General features: G+C 63.6%; 21 protein-coding genes. 11 read left to right on the top strand and 10 right to left on the bottom strand.

Annotation, left to right across the window (positions count from 1 at the left end; translation table 11 throughout):
* Nucleotides 1-15 precede the first annotated feature (15 nt).
* From JJT62_RS06535 to JJT62_RS06575, 9 genes are all read left to right on the top strand, one after another.
* Nucleotides 16-783 (top strand): helix-turn-helix transcriptional regulator, encoded by a 768-nt coding sequence (locus JJT62_RS06535; RefSeq protein WP_202071895.1) that lies wholly within the window; start codon nt 16-18, stop codon nt 781-783.
* 92 nt (nt 784-875) lie between these two features.
* The gene (locus JJT62_RS06540) at nt 876-2,333 is read left to right on the top strand and encodes a PAS domain S-box protein (RefSeq protein ID WP_202071896.1); all 1,458 of its coding nucleotides are present in this window, start codon (nt 876-878) and stop codon (nt 2,331-2,333) included.
* A gap of 3 nt (nt 2,334-2,336) precedes the next feature.
* Nucleotides 2,337-2,711, top strand: a complete 375-nt coding sequence (locus JJT62_RS06545; protein ID WP_202071897.1) for a response regulator — start codon at nt 2,337-2,339, stop codon at nt 2,709-2,711.
* 247 nt (nt 2,712-2,958) lie between these two features.
* Nucleotides 2,959-3,837 carry a YihY/virulence factor BrkB family protein gene (locus JJT62_RS06550; RefSeq protein ID WP_246744748.1) on the top strand — a complete coding sequence of 293 codons (879 nt, stop codon included), beginning with the start codon at nt 2,959-2,961 and terminating at the stop codon, nt 3,835-3,837.
* Nucleotides 3,838-3,921: 84 nt separating this feature from the next.
* Nucleotides 3,922-6,468: a DNA translocase FtsK 4TM domain-containing protein gene (locus tag JJT62_RS06555; RefSeq protein ID WP_202071898.1), complete on the top strand. Its 2,547-nt coding sequence runs from the start codon at nt 3,922-3,924 to the stop codon at nt 6,466-6,468.
* Nucleotides 6,469-6,526: 58 nt separating this feature from the next.
* The gene (locus JJT62_RS06560) at nt 6,527-6,781 is read left to right on the top strand and encodes a type II toxin-antitoxin system Phd/YefM family antitoxin (RefSeq protein ID WP_202071899.1); all 255 of its coding nucleotides are present in this window, start codon (nt 6,527-6,529) and stop codon (nt 6,779-6,781) included.
* Nucleotides 6,771-7,181 (top strand): hypothetical protein, encoded by a 411-nt coding sequence (locus JJT62_RS06565; protein WP_202071900.1) that lies wholly within the window; start codon nt 6,771-6,773, stop codon nt 7,179-7,181. Before JJT62_RS06560 ends, JJT62_RS06565 begins: the two co-directional genes overlap by 11 nt.
* A 144-nt stretch (nt 7,182-7,325) precedes the next feature.
* Entirely contained in the window at nt 7,326-7,565 is a 240-nt protein-coding gene (locus tag JJT62_RS06570) for a hypothetical protein (protein ID WP_202071901.1), read from the top strand.
* The gene (locus tag JJT62_RS06575; RefSeq protein WP_202071902.1) at nt 7,562-7,984 is read left to right on the top strand and encodes a PIN domain-containing protein; all 423 of its coding nucleotides are present in this window, start codon (nt 7,562-7,564) and stop codon (nt 7,982-7,984) included. The genes JJT62_RS06570 and JJT62_RS06575 overlap by 4 nt, the downstream gene beginning before the upstream one ends.
* A gap of 16 nt (nt 7,985-8,000) precedes the next feature.
* Here JJT62_RS06575 and JJT62_RS06580 read toward each other — a convergent pair whose 3' ends face one another.
* Nucleotides 8,001-8,606 (bottom strand): nucleoside deaminase, encoded by a 606-nt coding sequence (locus JJT62_RS06580; protein ID WP_202071903.1) that lies wholly within the window; start codon nt 8,604-8,606, stop codon nt 8,001-8,003.
* An 82-nt stretch (nt 8,607-8,688) separates the two neighbouring features.
* Nucleotides 8,689-9,138, bottom strand: coding sequence for an SRPBCC family protein (locus JJT62_RS06585; protein WP_202071904.1), 450 nt, complete (start codon nt 9,136-9,138; stop codon nt 8,689-8,691).
* A 152-nt stretch (nt 9,139-9,290) separates the two neighbouring features.
* Between JJT62_RS06585 and JJT62_RS06590 the strand changes: the two genes are divergently transcribed.
* Together JJT62_RS06590 and JJT62_RS06595 are read left to right on the top strand one after the other, a co-directional pair.
* On the top strand, nt 9,291-9,824 hold the full coding sequence (locus tag JJT62_RS06590; RefSeq protein ID WP_202071905.1) for a TetR/AcrR family transcriptional regulator: 534 nt from the start codon (nt 9,291-9,293) through the stop codon (nt 9,822-9,824).
* Nucleotides 9,825-9,992: 168 nt separating this feature from the next.
* Complete coding sequence (locus tag JJT62_RS06595; protein WP_202071906.1) at nt 9,993-10,790, top strand: outer-membrane lipoprotein carrier protein LolA; 798 nt, start codon at nt 9,993-9,995, stop codon at nt 10,788-10,790.
* Between the two features lie 582 nt (nt 10,791-11,372).
* Here JJT62_RS06595 and JJT62_RS06600 read toward each other — a convergent pair.
* The 8 genes from JJT62_RS06600 to sdhC all read right to left on the bottom strand — a co-directional run bounded on the left by JJT62_RS06600 (nt 11,373) and on the right by sdhC (nt 17,286).
* A complete protein-coding gene (locus JJT62_RS06600) occupies nt 11,373-12,407 on the bottom strand; it encodes an aspartate-semialdehyde dehydrogenase (RefSeq protein ID WP_202071907.1) in 1,035 nt (344 codons plus the stop codon).
* A 148-nt stretch (nt 12,408-12,555) separates the two neighbouring features.
* Complete coding sequence (locus JJT62_RS06605; protein ID WP_202071908.1) at nt 12,556-12,939, bottom strand: hypothetical protein; 384 nt, start codon at nt 12,937-12,939, stop codon at nt 12,556-12,558.
* 147 nt (nt 12,940-13,086) lie between these two features.
* The gene (locus JJT62_RS06610) at nt 13,087-13,866 is read right to left on the bottom strand and encodes a succinate dehydrogenase iron-sulfur subunit (protein WP_202071909.1); all 780 of its coding nucleotides are present in this window, start codon (nt 13,864-13,866) and stop codon (nt 13,087-13,089) included.
* 1 nt (nt 13,867) lies between these two features.
* Entirely contained in the window at nt 13,868-14,314 is a 447-nt protein-coding gene (locus tag JJT62_RS06615; protein ID WP_202071910.1) for a type II toxin-antitoxin system VapC family toxin, read from the bottom strand.
* Nucleotides 14,311-14,550, bottom strand: a complete 240-nt coding sequence (locus JJT62_RS06620) for a hypothetical protein (RefSeq protein ID WP_202071911.1) — start codon at nt 14,548-14,550, stop codon at nt 14,311-14,313. The genes JJT62_RS06615 and JJT62_RS06620 overlap by 4 nt, the downstream gene beginning before the upstream one ends.
* Before the next feature lie 35 nt (nt 14,551-14,585).
* Nucleotides 14,586-16,418 carry a succinate dehydrogenase flavoprotein subunit gene (gene sdhA, locus JJT62_RS06625; protein ID WP_202071912.1) on the bottom strand — a complete coding sequence of 611 codons (1,833 nt, stop codon included), beginning with the start codon at nt 16,416-16,418 and terminating at the stop codon, nt 14,586-14,588.
* 52 nt (nt 16,419-16,470) lie between these two features.
* Nucleotides 16,471-16,866 (bottom strand): succinate dehydrogenase, hydrophobic membrane anchor protein, encoded by a 396-nt coding sequence (sdhD, locus tag JJT62_RS06630; RefSeq protein WP_202071913.1) that lies wholly within the window; start codon nt 16,864-16,866, stop codon nt 16,471-16,473.
* Nucleotides 16,867-16,878: 12 nt separating this feature from the next.
* Nucleotides 16,879-17,286: a succinate dehydrogenase, cytochrome b556 subunit gene (gene sdhC / locus JJT62_RS06635; protein ID WP_202071914.1), complete on the bottom strand. Its 408-nt coding sequence runs from the start codon at nt 17,284-17,286 to the stop codon at nt 16,879-16,881.
* Nucleotides 17,287-17,452: the final 166 nt, after the last annotated feature.

The following is a 17,452-nucleotide window of genomic DNA, read 5'->3' on the forward strand; positions in this document are numbered from 1 at the left end:
ATTATAATACCCTCCATGCTGGACGCGGACCGAAGGCGGCTGCTGGGAGATTTCATTCGCGCCCATCGCGAGCGGGCGCGGCCCGACGTCGCGGGCGGCCGCAGGCGCACGCCGGGCTTGCGGCGCGAGGAGCTGGCGGCGCGCGCTGGCATCAGCGCCACATGGTGCGCCTGGATCGAACAGGGGCGGCCCGTGCAGGCCTCGCCCGAGGCGCTCGGCCGCATCGCGCTGGCGCTGTCGCTGACGCCCGCCGAACGCGCCTATCTCTTCGAGCTTGCCGGCCGCATCGACCCGGACGCGCCGGCGCCGACGCAGATGGCGCCCGCCTCGCTGCAAGCCGCCATCGCCGCTTTCCGCCACCCGGCCTATGGCCTCGATTGCTGCTGGAACGCCTGCGCCTGGAACGAAGCGGCGGCGCGCCTGTTCTCGGGCTGGCTCGATGGCGCGCATCAGCGCAACCTCCTGCGTTTCGTGTTCCAGGACGCCGCGGCGCGCGATCTGCTGCCGGACTGGGAGACGCGGGCGCGCCGCCTGCTCTGCGAATTTCGCTCCGATTACGCGCATATGTTTCGCGACGCGCGCGTGCGTCGCTTCATCGACGACTTGCGGCGCGAGAGCGCTTTCTTTGCGCAAGCCTGGGAAGCGCAAGACGTTCTCAGCCGCGAAGGCGGGCTGCGCGCCTTCGATCACCCGCAAGACGGCAGATTGCTGTTCGAGCAGCATTCCTTCACGCCCTCGGACGCGCCCTCTCACAAGCTCGTCTTGCTTCTTCCCGGGAATTGACGACGTCAAATGTCGGGATGATATTAGTCAAGCTTGCCACATTTCCCGCCTTGTCCTACCAAAAATTCCCGAAAATTGGATGGAGTAAGCGAATGTCCGACATGGAGTTGTCGAACCTCCATGCCGTCGTCGAGGAAAGATTCCCCTTCTACGCAAGGCTGCCTCTTCGCATTCTGGCCGACAAGGCAAAGCTTCCCCCGAAAGCGCACTACTTTCTTGCGCCCGCTCTCGGCGTGGCCCTGGCCGTGGTCGCGATCCTTGCGCGCGCCGCTCTGATCGGAACGGCGACGACCAAGGTCGCCTATATCACCCTTTTTCCAATGGTTCCCGTGGGCGCGCTGGTCGGCGGATGGATCACCGGAACGACAGTCGCGCTGCTCGGCGCGGTCCTGTTGCACACCCTCATTCTTCCCCTCGAAGGCGCGGCCGACTGGCTTGCCCTTTTCGTCTTTTTCGGGAGCTGCGCGCTCATCATCGCCACCACCGAGCTGATGCATCGCGCCGAGGCGCGCGCCTTCAAGGCCGAAGCCATGGAAGCGCTGCAGAGCCAAATTCTGGAAGAGCGAAAACGAGGGGCCGACGCTCTGCGCGAGGCGCTGTCGCGTTTGGAGGCGACCTTCGCAAACGCCGCCGTTGGCATCGCCGAGGTGGCGCTCGACGGTCGATGGCTGCGAATGAACCAACGCCTGTGCGACATCCTCGGCTATCGCCGCGACGAGCTGATGCAAATGCGGGCCGGCGACATCACCCACGCGGCGGATCGCGAAGCCGACCGGGAAAATGTGCGCCGCCTCCTCGCAGGCGAGGCCCGAAGCTACTCGACGGAAAAGCGCTATATCCGGAAGGACGGCAAGGACGTTTGGGCGAATGTGACGGTGGGCATCGCACGCAGCGCCGCCGACCAGCCCGTCAATTTCGTGGCTGTTGTCGAAGACATTACGGCGCGCAAGGCCGCCGAGGCGCACAATCAGCTTCTGGTCGCGGAAATCAGCCATCGCGCCAATAATCTTCTCGCCGTCGTGCAAGCGATCGCCCAGCAGACTTCTTTCGAGGGCGACCCCAAAGCCTATGTCGCAAAGCTCGTCGAGAGAATTCAAAGCCTCGCGGCGAGCCAAACGCTGCTCGTGCGAAACGAATGGCAGGGGACGGATCTTTCCGAACTCGTGCGCGCGCAGCTCGCGCCCTATCGCGACCTGATCGGCGGGCGCATTGTCGCGAATGGTCCGGCGATCCGCGTGAACGCCGCCGCCGCTCAGACGGTCGGCATGGCCCTCCACGAGCTGGCGACCAACGCCGCGAAATATGGCTCGTTGTCGTCCGAGGACGGAAAGGTGCGGATTGCGTGGCGCCTCGTCGACGATGAATTTATGCTGTCCTGGGAGGAAAGCGGCGGCCCGAAAGTGACGCCGCCGACCCGCAAGGGCTTCGGCAACACGGTTCTCGGCCGCATGGCGGAGCTCTCGGTGGGCGGAAAAACACGGTTGACCTTCGCCGAAGAAGGAGCAAGCTGGATGTTGAAGGCGCCGGCGGACAGGATTTTCGTGAGATAGTCGATGCAGGACCCTGGCCAGAAAAGGCGCCGGATTCTTGTCGTCGAAGACGAGCCCATGGTCGCGATGTCGATCGAAATGCTCCTGGAGTTCTCGGGTTTCGAGAGCGCGGGGATCGCGGCCACGGTTGAAGAAGCGCTGAAGCTTGCCGCCCAAGGCGGCTACGACGCCGCCATATTGGACGCCAATCTCGCAGGCGTGTTCTCGGGCCCTGTCGCGGAAGCCCTGGGAGCGGCCGGGGCGCCGTTTCTCATATTGTCCGGCTATGATTCCGAGCAGCAGAGAGAGCGCTTTCCGCCGGGCACTGTCATTCTCCAAAAGCCTTGCCGGCCGGACGCGATCATCGAGGCGCTACGCGCTTTTTTGCCCGCAGACTGAGGCTGGATGGAGGGCTATTCCGCACCATTCTGCTTTTTACCGCCGTCATTGCGAGGAGGCGGAGCCGACGAAGCAATCCAGGGCCGCATCGCCGCCCTGGATTGCTTCGCTTCGCTCGCAATGACGGGGCTTTGAGTAAAACCAGCGCTCTTGTGGCTCTGGATGCCGGTCGGGCTTTCAGCCCGCCAGGAATGACACGCGCCCGAGGATAATCGTGGGGGCGTGGGCTGCGGGGATAAGCCCGGTCATGACGATCCCCGAAATATGTGACACCCTTTGCCCTATGACCCTGCTCCGCGCGCTTTACGCCGCCTATCTCAAATTCAACGACGACGACGGCTGGGCGATCGCGAGCCATATCGCGCTCTCGATCCTCACCTCGCTTTTTCCTTTTCTCATTTTCGTCACGGCGCTCGCCGGCTTCTTCGGTCTGAAGAGCGAGGCCGACGCGGCCACCACTCTTATCTTCGAGAACTGGCCGCCGAATATCGCCGAGCCCATCGCCGCCGAAATCCGCAATGTCGTCACCCGGCCGCGCGGTGGGCTGCTCACCGTCGGCGCGCTTCTTGCCATTTTCTTCTCGTCGAGCGGCGTCGAGTCGCTGCGCATCGCGCTGAACCGCGCCTATAATCAGCGCGACCAGCGGCCCTGGTGGCTGTTGCGCCTGGAATCGATTCTCTACGTCTTCCTCGGCGCCGCCTCGCTGCTCGCCATCGCTTTTCTCATGGTGCTGGCGCCGCTTGCCCGCGCGCTCGCCGAAAAACACGCCCCCGGCCTGATGCGGGAGCTCGAGCCGCTCTATGGGCCGGTGCGCTATGGCGTCACATCCTCGGTCGTCGGCGTCGGCGTGCTGGGCGCGCATATTTTGCTGCCGGCGGGGCGCCCGCGGCTTCTCGACCTCGCGCCCGGCTTCGCGCTGACGCTGCTCGCCTCCCTCGCCTTCGGCGCGGGCTTTGGGGCCTATCTCGCGAGATTTGCGATCAATTACGTTTCAACCTATGCGGGTCTCGCCTCGATTATGATGGCGATCGTCTTCCTGCAGACCCTGGCGGTGATCTTCATTTATGGGGCCGAGCTGAACCAGGCGACCGCAAGATCGGGCGAACGGATGCAACCTGAGGGTTAAGCGCCTCTTAACCCAGCTTTTTTACCCTCGCCGAGAGTCGGCGCGCCGCAATGGCCGCGCCGCGCCACGCGGGCTTCTGGTGACATGCGCAGCCATAGATTTGGTCTCTTCCCCGAACAGCTCCGCGAATTCACCGCCCATCGCCTTGCCGAGGCGGCCGGGGCCTTGATGCTGGCCTGCGCCTGCGCCGCGACCGTGGCGCTGGTGAGCTGGTCGGCGCGCGATCCCTCGCTCAACCATGCGACCGGCGGCCATGTCCGGAATCTTCTCGGACATCCCGGCGCGATCGTCGCCGATCTGCTCATGCAGCTCTTGGGCCTCGGCGCGGTCGCCGTGATCCTGCCGCTCGCGGCGCAGGGGCTGCGCATCATCAAGCGCCGCCGCATCGAGCGCGCGCCGCTGCGGCTCGGCCTGTGGATCGCCGGCATTTTCGCAACCGCCGCGACAGCTTCCTTCCTGCCGCCGACCGACCGCTGGCCCCTGCCGACGGGGCTCGGCGGCGTCGCCGGCGACGCCATTCTCGCCGTGCCGCGCGCCATTTCCGCGGGCTCCGGTTCCGTCATGGCGATCTTCGGCGTCGCCGCCGCCTTTGTCGCCATTCTCTCGGTGAGCGGCGCGGCGGGTCTCGGCTTCGAGAGCCAAAACGACATCCGTGAAGAAGCTTTCGACGAGCAAGCCCCCGCCGCCTACGCCGAGGATGACGAGGATCGGGCTGGAGAGCCGGGCTTCGCGCTGATCTCGCTCGGCGCGCTGATCCATACCGGGCTGACGCTGAAATGCTGGGCTGTGCGGCTCTTTGCAAAGCTGCGCGCCCGCGCGGCGGCGCCCGCGACGGAAAAACCCGCCCCTGCGCATCCGCGCGTCGAGCCGACCTTCGACGACGTCGAGACCTATCCGACTTTCACGCGCCGCGCGCGCCCGCTCGATGAAGACGAGGAAGATGCGCGCCCTGCCGCCGCAGCCCGCGCGCCTGCGCCGACCCCACGGCAGCAGGCCGGCGCCCGCCCGGCGGAAGCGCCCGCCGCCCCCGCCCCGAAGCGCGTCAGCCGCGAGCCCACGCGGGCGCCCACCCACGCCACGCCGGAAGCCTACGAATATCCGGAGCTCCAGCTCCTCGCCGAGCCCAAGAACAAGGGCGGGGCCGTCACTGTTTCCGAGGATATTCTCGAATCCAACGCCCGCGTGCTTGAAGGGGTGCTCGAAGACTTCTCGGTGCGCGGCGAGATCATCAATGTCCGCCCCGGCCCGGTGGTCACGCTTTACGAGCTGGAGCCCGCGCCAGGCATCAAATCCTCGCGCGTCATCGGCCTCGCCGACGACATCGCTCGCTCCATGTCGGCGGTCTCGGCCCGCGTCGCCGTCGTGCCGGGCCGCAACGCCATCGGCATCGAGCTGCCCAACCAGCGCCGCGAGACGGTCTTTCTGCGCGAGATCGTCGCCAGCGACGATTTCCTGCACTCCAAGCACAAGCTCGCCATCGCGCTCGGCAAGACGATCGGCGGCGAGCCGGTGATCGTCGATCTCGCCCGCATGCCGCATCTGCTCGTCGCCGGCACCACCGGCTCGGGCAAATCGGTCGCCATCAACACCATGATCCTGTCGCTGCTCTATCGGCTGAAGCCCGAGGAGTGCCGGCTCATCATGGTCGATCCGAAGATGCTGGAGCTCTCGGTCTACGACAACATCCCCCACCTGCTGACGCCCGTCGTTACCGACCCGAAGAAGGCGGTGGTCGCGCTCAAATGGGCGGTGCGCGAGATGGAGGACCGCTACAAGAAGATGTCGAAGGTCGGCGTGCGCAATATCGACGGCTTCAACGCCCGCGTCGCCGAAGCGCAGGCCAAGGGCGAGATCATCACCCGCACCGTGCAGACGGGCTTCGACCGCGAGACCGGCGAAGCGATCTTCGAGCATGAGGAGATGGACCTCTCCGCCCTGCCCTATATCGTCGTCATCGTCGACGAAATGGCCGATTTGATGCTCGTCGCCGGCAAGGACATCGAAGGCGCGATCCAGCGCCTGGCGCAAATGGCCCGCGCCGCCGGCATCCATCTCATCATGGCGACGCAGCGCCCCTCGGTCGACGTCATCACCGGCACGATCAAGGCGAACTTCCCGACGCGCATCTCCTTCCAGGTGACGTCCAAGATCGACAGCCGCACCATTCTCGGCGAGCAAGGCGCCGAGCAGCTCCTGGGCCAGGGCGACATGCTTTACATGGCGGGCGGCGGCCGCATCTCGCGCGTACACGGGCCGTTCGTGTCGGACGCCGAGGTCGAGCATGTGGTGGCGCATCTGAAAGCCCAGGGCGCGCCGCAATATCTCGACAACATCACCTCGGAGGACGACGAAGGCGGCGAGGACGGCGAGGCGCCGACGCCCGGCTCCATGGACGCCGAAGAAGGCGGCGACCTCTACGACCGCGCCGTCAATATCGTGCTGCGCGACAAGAAATGCTCGACGAGCTACATCCAGCGGCGTCTGTCGGTGGGCTACAACAAGGCCGCCTCGCTCGTGGAGCGCATGGAGAAGGAAGGCGTGGTGTCCGCCCCGAACCATGCGGGCAAGCGCGAGATTTTGGTGGGCGGCGGCGTGGATCGCGGGGCGTTCGATATAGAGGCGGCGGAGTAAGGCTGGCTATTTTAGCGAAAATAGCTATTTTATCCGTTAGACGCCTCGGATAACGCCCGTGAAATCCTACACACTCTCGGAACTCAAGAACCACACCGGCAAAATCGTAGACGCAGCGATAAAGGAGCCGGTCAGCCTGACCAAGCACGGCGTCCCCGCGCTGGTGCTGATGAGCCAGGAGGAGTTCGACCGCTGGCGCGAGGCCGCCGATCCTCGCCGCGCCTACCTGCTTTCGGAATTGCCTGCAGAGGCCGCCGAATATCTGGCCTCCTCTCTCGAAGCGGTGACCGCGTCAAACTACGATGAGCAATAGACCTCGGAACGGCGAGGTCTTTCGCTATTCCTACCTCTGGCGGCGCGAGTCGGAACGCGGCGAGGATGCAGGCCGGAAAATTCGGCCGGTCTGCCTCTCCGTGCTTTTGGACAAGGACGCCGGCAAGACCCGTGTCGCGCTTTTTCCGATCACCAGCCAACCGCCGTCGAAAGAGCGCGCCTCTCTCCAGATTCCCGAAACAGAATTGAAGCGGCTCGGCCTTCGGGAGCCGGCTTGGGTGATTCTCGACGAATGTAATCTCGATATTTGGGAGGCATCGTTCCATGTCTCGGATCGACGGCCGCTGGGGAGGGTAAGCTATGCATTGTTCGAACGGATCAGGGTTGTAGCGCTAGAGCAGCTACGCGCTGGATTCCTCGGACAGATCCCCAGGCGCTAGCTGAAGACGCGGGACCGTGCGGGCAAGCGCGAGATTTTGGTGGGCGGCGGCGTGGATCGGGGAGCGTTCGATATAGAGGCGGCGGAGTAGTTCGCTGGCCCCCCTGTCGTTGATAAAATCAGCCACGAAGCCTACTGTGAGTCCATGAAAAACATCACAGTAACCGTGGACGACGACACCTATCGCCGCGCTCGCATCAAAGCTGCTGCGGAAGACACATCGGTTTCCGCCGTTGTCCGGCGGTTCCTGATCGACTTCGCCGCGTCCGAAACCGAATTCGAACAACTAAAGCGCGAGGAGAAAGAGCTTCGCGCCCAGATTTCGACCTTCCGCGCGGCCGACCGCCTCTCACGCGACGACATCCATGCGAGACGCGGCAAGTGACAGATAGCGTCGCCGGCTTTCTCGACACCAATATCCTGCTCTACTCGATCAGCCGTGACCCAGCCGAAAACGCCAAGCGCGAGCGTGCAATAGCGTTGCTCGACCGGGATGACTGGCGCTTGTCCGTCCAAGTGCTGCAAGAATTTTACGTCCAAGCCACACGCCCCTCCCGTGCAGATCCGCTCCCGCACCACATTGCAGCGGGCCTGGTGCGCACATGGATGCGCTTTCGCGTGCAAGACGTTACGTCCGAGATATTGATTGCCGCTCTCAGCATCAAGGCGCGCTACGGCTTTTCTTACTGGGACGCGGCGATCATTGCCGCCGCGATCGCCCAAGGATGCGGCGAGCTTTATTCCGAAGATATGTCGCACGGACAAGTCATAGAAGGCGTGCGGATCATCGATCCATTTAGGTAGGAGAAGCGAGCGCCGATTAGCTCCGCTCCGCCTCACTACCGCCTTTCTTGCATTTCCGAACTGCGGCAACCCCTTTCCAGTCTTCCATATCGAGATCGGGGCGCTCTCGCCGGTATTTCGCGTAAAGCGCAACGGCCATTGAATCTTCCAGAATGTCGACCCTCACGCCTTTCGCGCGGAGCAGCTCCTCGTTTCCCTTGGCGTTCGTAACGTCGCCGACGACCACGCGATCGAACTGCCGCATGTGGAGAAGCGCAGCGCAGACGTCGCAAGGGCTGAGCGATGTGTAGATGGTCGTCTGGCTGAAATCGCGTCGGCCGGCGTCTCTGATGGCGGCGGTTTCCCCATGGTTGTAAGGGTCGTTCCCTTGCACGAGCGTATTATGGCCCTTGCCGAGTATCTGGCGCGTCGCATTGTCGACGATGAGCGCGCCGATGGGACAACCGCCCTCGTCAAAGCTCTTTTGCGCAAGCCAGGCAGCGATGCGCATGAAATCGCGGTCGCCGAGCTTCTCGAAGAAACCTTGCGCGACGATCGCCAACAGGCTGCGCGTCGGTATGTGGGCGATGGCTTTGAGCACTGCGTCCGAGACAGTCGCGTCTTCCTCGATCAAAAGGCTCATGGGCCGCTCCTTGCAACGCTTTGCGCGCATTCCGATCGCATGGAATCATGCGGGCGATAGGAAATCGCGCAACCCATCTCCTTCAGATTTGGAGGGATTTGTGCGCGAGTCCCTCGAGCACTTTATGCATCAACCCTGTCATTTTCCGACGCAGCAGCAGGGCGTCGAGAATTCGGCCGATCAGCCCGAACTTCGGCGTATAGACGATCTGCATCATGGCGCGCGATCCCGCCCCGTTCGGAAATACCGCAAGCGTCGTCTGAACATCCTTGATCGGCATCGTGCCCGCGTAAATCTCGACCGTGTAGCTTTCCCCGGGACGCCAATCGATAACGCGTTCCTCGATCCAATTGCGTCCGTCCGCGAGATCGCAGCGCCGTTCGGCGCCAACCCCTTCGAGGGGCGTGCCGCCAATATGCGACGAGCGCGACAAATTGGGATTGAAAGCGTCGATATGCTGGAAATCCTTTAGCAACGCCCAGATAGCGCCAGCCTCCGCCGCAATGTCGCGCTCGATTTTCAAGGTTTTCAAATTGCGCTCCCTTGTCGTAAGAGACGTGATAGTCTCTTATTGCGACGAATAAGAGAATACACATTCTCTGTCAATGAGCTTGGCGCAATTGGGAAGCGAGGACGATGGGGAGGCCGAGAGGGTTCGACCCTGACGCAGCAGTGCGAACCGCGATGACTCTTTTCTGGCGCCACGGTTACGACGCCGTGTCGTTGGATATGCTCGTCAGCGAGATCAGCGCGAGCCGCAAGGGGCTTTACGCGCTTTGGCCAGATAAACAGGCGCTCTTCGTCGCTGCGCTGAAGAGCTACGGCCAGATGGTCAGCAGCCAGCTTCTGCAAGACCTAGAGAGTGAGGATGCGGGTCTGGCGGAATTTTCAAAGTTTTGGAGCAGGTTCGAAAATGCCGCCCGGCAGCCTGGTTGGTCTGGTTGCCTCGTCGTGCGAACCTCTGCTCACCGGATCGCGGACGAGCCCGACATAGCGGTGGAGATAAGAGCATTCTTTGACCGCCTTTCCAGCGCCTTTGAGAATGCCCTGTGCGGCGCTTTGGCGCGTGGAGAGATTGCGCCTGATCCCTCGCCGCAAATCCGCGCGCGTCAGGCGTTTTCTGTCGCGGTTGCTTGCTCGGCAATTGGCGCGTTCGAGGGATTCACGCCTCGCATTGCTAATCTGATCGCCACCGGCCGGGCGACCTGCGGCTGTTAGGATAAATCGGGACGAATTCCCGGGGGGGGCCTACGAGGCTAACCTTCCTCCTAGTCGATCGAGAATTGTCGCGCCGGATGTTCTTTCCGACAGCGGCGCGCCGCCCCCAATTCCGCCAACTTATGTTACCAAGACGCCGGGATCGCCCCTTCGAATTGGATTCGCGCCGTGAAGCACCTCCCCCTCGCCGCTTTCGCCCTTATCCTGGCGCTCGTCGCGCCGGCTCACGCCGAGGACGCCAAGAAGGCGCATGCGAACGCCGCCGCCAAACATGCGGAAGCCAAGCCTGCAGACGCAAAGCCGGCAGATGCAAAGCCGGCGGACGCCAAACCCGCCGCCAAGGACAAGAAGACCCCCGCCAAGCCGCCGGCCGCCGAGGCCGCCAAGCCCAGCGAGCCCGTGCAGCTCACCAACCCCGCCGCCCCGGCCGAGCCGCCGAAGCCGCTCAGCCGCGAAGAGGCGATCAAACGCGCCGACGCCTTTTTCAATGCCTCGCCAGTGATGACCGCCGACTTCGTCCAGATCGGCGCCGACGGCAAGCGCTCGGAGGGCAAGCTGCATGTGCAGCGCGCCGGCCGCGTGCGTTTCGAATACGCCCAGCCGGCGACCATGGAAGTCGTGGCCGACGGCGCCCAGGTCGCCGTGCGCGATCGCAAGCTCAATACGCAGGACCTCTACTTCATCAATCAGACGCCGCTCAAATTCCTGATGAAGGAGAAGATCGACCTGGAAAAGGACGTCACCGTGCAGGACGTCCAGACCGACGACTCAGGGGTGACCATCTTCATCGAGGACAAGGCGACCTTCGGGGGCACCTCGCATCTCAAGCTCATCTTCGACCCCAAGACCTTCAAGCTGAAGCAATGGCAAGTGAAGGACCCGCAGGGTTACGAGACGCTGATCACCCTTTTCAACATCGACCAGACCAAGACGCCGGACGCGGCGCTTTTCAAGATCAACAAATAACCGTGGCGGAGGGCTCCCCACCTTCGCGGGACTGTGCGGCGGGAGGCTCTGCACCGGTCTCGTGGCCGGGCGGGCGCTCGTGAACAGACGGAGACGTCCGGCTGGATCGCCGATCTCCTGTCTGTACCCGTAATCACAGGCGTTTACCTCCATCGAGGGTCTCGCCGGCGATTCGCGCGCCTTCGCCGGGCGCGACGTCAATCCGGATATAGACAGGCTGCCGCGCCATAAGGCGGACTGAAAGCCCGACCGGGAATCGAGAGCCACAAGAGCGCCGGATTTGCCCAGAGCCCGTCATTGCGAGCGAAGCGAAGCAATCCAGGGCCATCGCGTGGCGCTGGATTGCTTCGTCGCTTTGCTCCTCGCAATGACGGCGGGGATTAGCTCCGGGGCTCAGACTATTGATAAACCGGCGTTGACGCCCCTCGTGCTTCGAGACGCCTGCTGCGCAGGCTCCTCAGCATGAGGGGCTTCTGCATCTACATCAAACACTTAGGCCTCATCCTGAGGAGCGAGCGAAGCTCGCGTCTCGAAGGACGAGGCCGCCTCGGAGCTTTGTCACCGTCAACCCGGGCCAGCGCGTTACGCCGCCGCCTTCTTCGGCGTCAGGAGCTTGCGGTTCATCAGCACTTCTGCGATCTGCACGGCGTTGAGCGCCGCGCCTTTGCGCAGATTGTCGCTGACGCACCACAGCACCAGGCCGTTGTCCACGGTCGGGTCCTCGCGGATGCGCGAGATATAGGTCGCATCCTCGCCCGCCGCCTCATGCGGCGTGATGTAGCCGCCGGGCTCGCGCTTGTCGATCACGAGCACGCCCGGCGCCTCGCGCAGGATGTCGCGCGCCTCGTCGGCCGAGATGGGGTTCTCGAATTCGATGTTTACAGCTTCCGAGTGAGAGATGAAGACCGGCACGCGCACGCAGGTGGCGACGAGCTTGATCTTGGGGTCGAGGATCTTCTTCGTCTCCGCGACCATCTTCCACTCTTCCTTGGTGAAACCGTCCTCCATGAAGGAGTCGATCTGCGGAATGAGGTTGAAGGCGATGCGCTTGGGGAATTTCTTCGCTTCGACCGGGTCGGAGACGAAAACCGAGCGCGTCTGGGCGAAGAGCTCGTCCATCGCATCCTTGCCGGCGCCGGAGACCGACTGATAGGTCGACACCACGACGCGCGTGATCTTGGCCTTGTCGTGCAGCGGCTTCAGCGCCACGACGAGCTGCGCGGTGGAGCAGTTCGGATTGGCGATGATGTTCTTCTTCCTGAAGCCCGCCGCCGCGTCGGCGTTCACCTCCGGCACGATCAGCGGCACGTCCGGGTCCATGCGCCAGGCCGAGGAATTGTCGATGACGACGCAGCCCTGGGCGCCGATCTTCGGCGACCATTGCGTCGACACGCTGCCGCCGGCGGACATCAGGCAGATGTCGGTGTCGGAGAAGTCATAGGTGTCGAGATGGCGGCATTTGAGCGTCTTGTCGCCGAAGGAGACCTCCACGCCGATCGAGCGCGAAGAGGCGAGCGGCACGACTTCCGACACGGGGAAGCGGCGCTCGGCCAAAATATCCAGCATCTCGCGGCCCACATTGCCTGTGGCGCCGACGATAGCGACCTTATAAGCCATGAACTTTCTCCAGCCGGCGCCGCCGGCGTCTCATACTGTTTCCGTTTGAACCGCTCGCTTTTGGGCTCGTCATTCCAATTCCCGATCGCTTCGCTGGCGCGAAGCGTCGGGAATGACGCCAAACCAATCAAGCGATCTCGAAAGCGCGCTAGAAGGTGAAGCCGGTTCCCATGTTTCCGCTGGGGGTCACGGAGACTGGCGGTTTTGATCCCGAAGGGGCGCTGTCTTCTTTGTCTTTCGGTTTGGGCGGGGCCTTCCCGGGAGACCAGCCTTCCAGCTCGCCGAACTGGCGGTTCGGACCATTCGGCGTCGCCTGCGGCTTGCCGGGCGTCGTCTGCTGGGCGTTGGCGTCCGCGCCTTTCCTGCCCTTGGCGCGCTTGGTCTGCACCGAAGAGGCGCCGCTGGTGTCGAGCGCCTTAGGATCGAACGCTTTGGGATCGAGCTGCAGCTCCTGGGCGACAGCCGCGCCGGCGCCGATCACAAAGGCTGCGACAAGGAGAGAACCGCTGAAACGACGCGCGCAAAGACGCATGGCACTGTCTCCGAAATTGAACGGGACGTCCTAGCGCCGCACGGCGGCGGGATCAAGGCGCCCCGCTGGACCGCGCGCCTTCAGGCGCGCCGCGACAAAGCGAGCCTGAAGGCTCGCGGTCCGTGACAGTCGCTCCCGGAAGCGGCGTCACGCCTCCTGCCGGGCGATCGCCAGATTCTTGAGCTCCGCGATCGCCTTGGCGGGCGAGAGGCCCTTCGGGCAGACCTTGGTGCAGTTCATGATCGTATGGCAGCGATAGAGGCGGAAGGTATCGTCGACATAGCCGAGACGCTCCTGCGTCGCCTCGTCGCGCGAATCCTGCACCCAGCGATGCGCCTGCAGCAGCGCGGCGGGGCCAAGGAAACGGTCGGAGTTCCACCAATAGCTCGGACAAGCGGTCGAGCAGCAGGCGCAGAGGATGCACTCGTAGAGACCATCCAGCTTGGCGCGATCCTGCGGTGACTGCAGCCGCTCCTTCTCGGGGTTGGCGCCGGCGTGGAGCCAGGGCTCGATGGCGGCGTGCTGCTCGTAGAAAATGGTGAGGTCGGGCACGAGGTCCTTCACCACGCCCATATGCGGCAGCGGGTAGAGTTTGATCGGCCCCTCGATCTCGTCCATGCCCTTGGTGCAGGCGAGCGTATTGACCCCGTCGATGTTCATCGAGCAGGAGCCGCAAATGCCCTCGCGGCAGGAGCGGCGGAAGGTCAGCGTCGGATCGACCTTGTTCTTGATCCAGATGATGCCGTCCAGCACCATCGGCCCGCAATCGCCCGTATCGACGAAGAAAGTGTCGACGCGCGGATTGGCGTCGGCGTCTGGGTTGTAGCGATAGATCCGATATTCGCGCAGATTGGCGGCGCCTTCCGGCTTCGGCCAGACCTTGCCCTCGGCGACGACGGAGTTCTTGGGAAGGGTGAATTCGACCATTTTACCCTCGGAGAGAAGAGGCTTGGAGCGAGGCGGAGGCTTGGAGAGCGACTATTTCGACATTGCAGGATGAGGCAAGCGCCTTCCGAAGGAATTTTTCATCCGCAGTAACGAATGTCGCCGCTAGGCTTTCAGCGCAAGCCAAGTAAAGGCAGTCGTAGATCGGATGATCGAGACTTGTAGCCAACGCCAAGGCGCGCTCGACAAATGCCGCCGAAGGCGACAATTCAGTAAAGTAGCTACTCATCGAGGCGAGGCCCTTAAGAGCTTGCTCGCTGGCGAACTGGCCTGAACGTGTCTTTTTCCAAAGAACATTCCCCACTTCGGCCAGCAAGAAATCCGGCGCATAAAGATCCGAGCATCGAGCGAGCAGCCCCCGAGCGAGATCGTGATCCGCCTCGTCGACGATCCATTTGACCGCGATCGAGGCGTCAATCACGAGCTTCATCGGTCACGATCTTCCCGGATGAGCAGCGTGCTATCCGTCTGCACAACGCCTTTCGGCGTCATAGCGGCGATCGAGTCGGCGAGACGTACGCGCTCATCACAAATCTCGCGGGATTTGGACGCCGTTTCGAGCAGATCGGCGATCTCGTCCTCCAGAGACACATGATGGCTATTCGCAAGGCGCTCGAGTCTCGCGAGCGTCTCTTCGGCCAAATTACGGATGACGATCGCATTCATCGCACCGTGCTCCCTTCGGTCGGGCCGTCGCTTCCTCAGTACACCCGCGCCTTCGGCTCGATATAAGCCACCTCATCCGTCATCGTGTAACTATGCACCGGGCGATAGTCGATCGAGACCGTCTTCTTCTCACGGTCGATCGACGCCAGCGTGTGCTTCATCCAATTGGCGTCGTCGCGATTCGGGAAGTCCTCACGCGCATGGGCGCCGCGCGATTCCTTGCGGTTGGCGGCGGATTCGATCGTCACCGCGGCCTGCGCGATGAGATTGTCGAACTCCAGCGTCTCGACGAGATCGGAGTTCCAGATCAGCGAGCGGTCGGAGACCTTCACCTCGGCGGCTTCCCGCCAAACTTCCTGCACGCCCGCGACGCCCTCGGCCAGCACCTCGCCGGTGCGATAGACGGCGCAATGCGACTGCATGGTCCGCTGCATCTTGTCGCGCAGATCGGCCGTCGAGATCGCGCCATTGGCGTTGCGGAAGAAATCGAGGCGCGAGAGCGGCAGCTCCGCCGAATCGGCGGGCAGCTCTGGCTGCGACTGACCGGGCTTGACCACCTCGGCGGCGCGCAGGCCCGCCGCGCGGCCGAAGACCACCAGGTCGATCAGCGAATTGGAGCCGAGGCGATTGGCGCCATGCACGGAGACGCAGGCCGCCTCGCCGATCGCCATCAGGCCGGGCACCACGGAGTCGGGGTTCCCGTCGAGCTTGCGCAGCACTTCGCCGTGATAATTCGTCGGGATGCCGCCCATATTGTAATGCGCGGTCGGGATGATGGGGATCGGCTGGCGCGTCACGTCGACGCCGGCGAAAATCTTCGAACTTTCGGAAATGCCCGGCAGGCGCTCATGCAGGATCGCCGGATCGAGATGCTCGAGATGGAGGTAAGCGTGGTCCTTGTGCTTGCCGACGCCCCTGCCCTCGCGCACCTCCATGGTGATCGCGCGCGAAACCATGTCGCGCGGCGCGAGGTCTTTGACGGAAGGCGCGTAGCGCTCCATGAAGCGCTCGCCTTCGCTATTGGTCAGATAGCCGCCCTCGCCGCGCGCGCCCTCGGTGATGAGGCAGCCCGCGCCATAGATGCCGGTCGGGTGGAATTGAACGAACTCCATATCCTGCAGCGGCAGGCCGGCGCGCAACACCATGCCGTTGCCGTCGCCCGTGCAGGTATGGGCCGAGGTGGCGGAAAGATAGACGCGCCCATAGCCACCGGTGGCGAGAACGGTCAGCGCCGAGCGGAACCGGTGAATCGTGCCGTCGTCGAGCTTGAGGCACACGATGCCGCGGCAGGCGCCTTGCTGATCCATGATCAGGTCGATGGCGAAATATTCGACGAAGAACTGTGTCTCATGCTTCAGCGCCTGCCCATACATGGTGTGGAGCATGGCGTGGCCGGTGCGGTCGGCGGCGGCGCAGGTGCGCTGAGCGGGCGGGCCCCTGCCGTAATCGGTCGTCATGCCGCCGAAGGGGCGCTGATAAATCGTGCCCTCGGCCGTGCGCGAGAAGGGCACGCCCCAATGCTCGAGCTCATAGACCGCCTGAGGGGCGTTGCGGCACAGATATTCGATCGCGTCCTGGTCTCCGAGCCAGTCGGAGCCCTTGACGGTGTCATACATGTGCCATTTCCAGTCGTCCGGCCCCATATTGCCGAGCGCGGCGGCGACGCCGCCCTGGGCCGCGACCGTATGCGAACGGGTCGGGAAGACCTTGGTCACGCAGGCGACATTGAGCCCCGCCTTGGCGCAGCCGACGACGGCGCGCAGCCCGGCGCCGCCGGCGCCGACGACCACCACGTCGAAAGTGTGGTCGACGATCGGATAGGCACGTCCGCCGACCGTTACGGATGAAGCAGCGCCATTCGCAACCATTATCGAAGCCTTTGTTGAATGTCTTTCCAGCGGGCTTTCTTGCGCGCTACTCTTATCTCGGCGCGGCGATCAGCATGATCCCGAGGGTCCAGACGCCGGCGATCGCGATCGACGCGATCCGGTTCCAGTAGAGGGCCTGCTCTTTCAGCGCCGGGTCGTGGACATAATCCTCGATGATCTCCGTGGCGCCCTGGCGGGCGTGGATCATGCCGATGACCCCGAAGAGAATCAGCACGATCGCCGGGAAGGGATGGCCGATCTCGGCGCGCACGCCCTCGGGCGTCTCGCCGACAAGGCCGGCCAACCACCAGGCCGAAAGCACGCCCAGCGGCGCCAGCGCATAAGCCGAAAGACGCATGAAGCGGGCGTGAGTCGAGCCCTCGTGATCCGAGACATAAGCGGCGCCCTGGCCGCTCCGCCCGCTCGTGAAGTGAGTCGGAACCGACATTCGAGGCCTCCGTTAGCCGGCGAGAGACTTGATGATCCAGAGCAGCACGGTCAGGCCGACGCCGCCATAGAGGGAGGCCTGCGCCAGAAGCTCGCGGCCCTGCGGGTCCATATAAAGACCACGATCCCAAAGCGCGTGACGGACGCCGCCGAGCAGATGGTGGAAAATCGCCCAGGTGATGAGGAAGACGATCGGCCCGCCGATGAAGCCCGAGGCAAGCCAGCCGGTGAGCGCATGAAGCCAGCCGCCAAAGCCTGCGCCGAGCAGAAAGAGCGCCATCAGCGCCATGCCGACATAAAGCCCCGCTCCGGTGATGCGATGGGCGATCGACATCGCCATTGTGAGCCAGGGCTTGAAGACCGTCAGATGCGGCGACAACGGGCGCGTTGCGGCGCGCTCGTCCGTTGAGGCGTTTGCCATGCGTATCCCTCTCGCGCGTCAGTTCGAAATGGTTCCGAAGACGCTTATGGATGGATAATTCAATTGGTGCGGCGCCGCAACCGGCTCAATGGCGCAAAGACGCCGGATTGTGTCGCAATAAAGACACAAGCCTGTATCCACAGGAGCTTTTGTCGCGGCGCCGGCT

Origin of the sequence: Methylocystis sp. Sn-Cys, assembly GCF_016745395.1 — a bacterium.
Lineage (GTDB): Bacteria > Pseudomonadota > Alphaproteobacteria > Rhizobiales > Beijerinckiaceae > Methylocystis > Methylocystis iwaonis.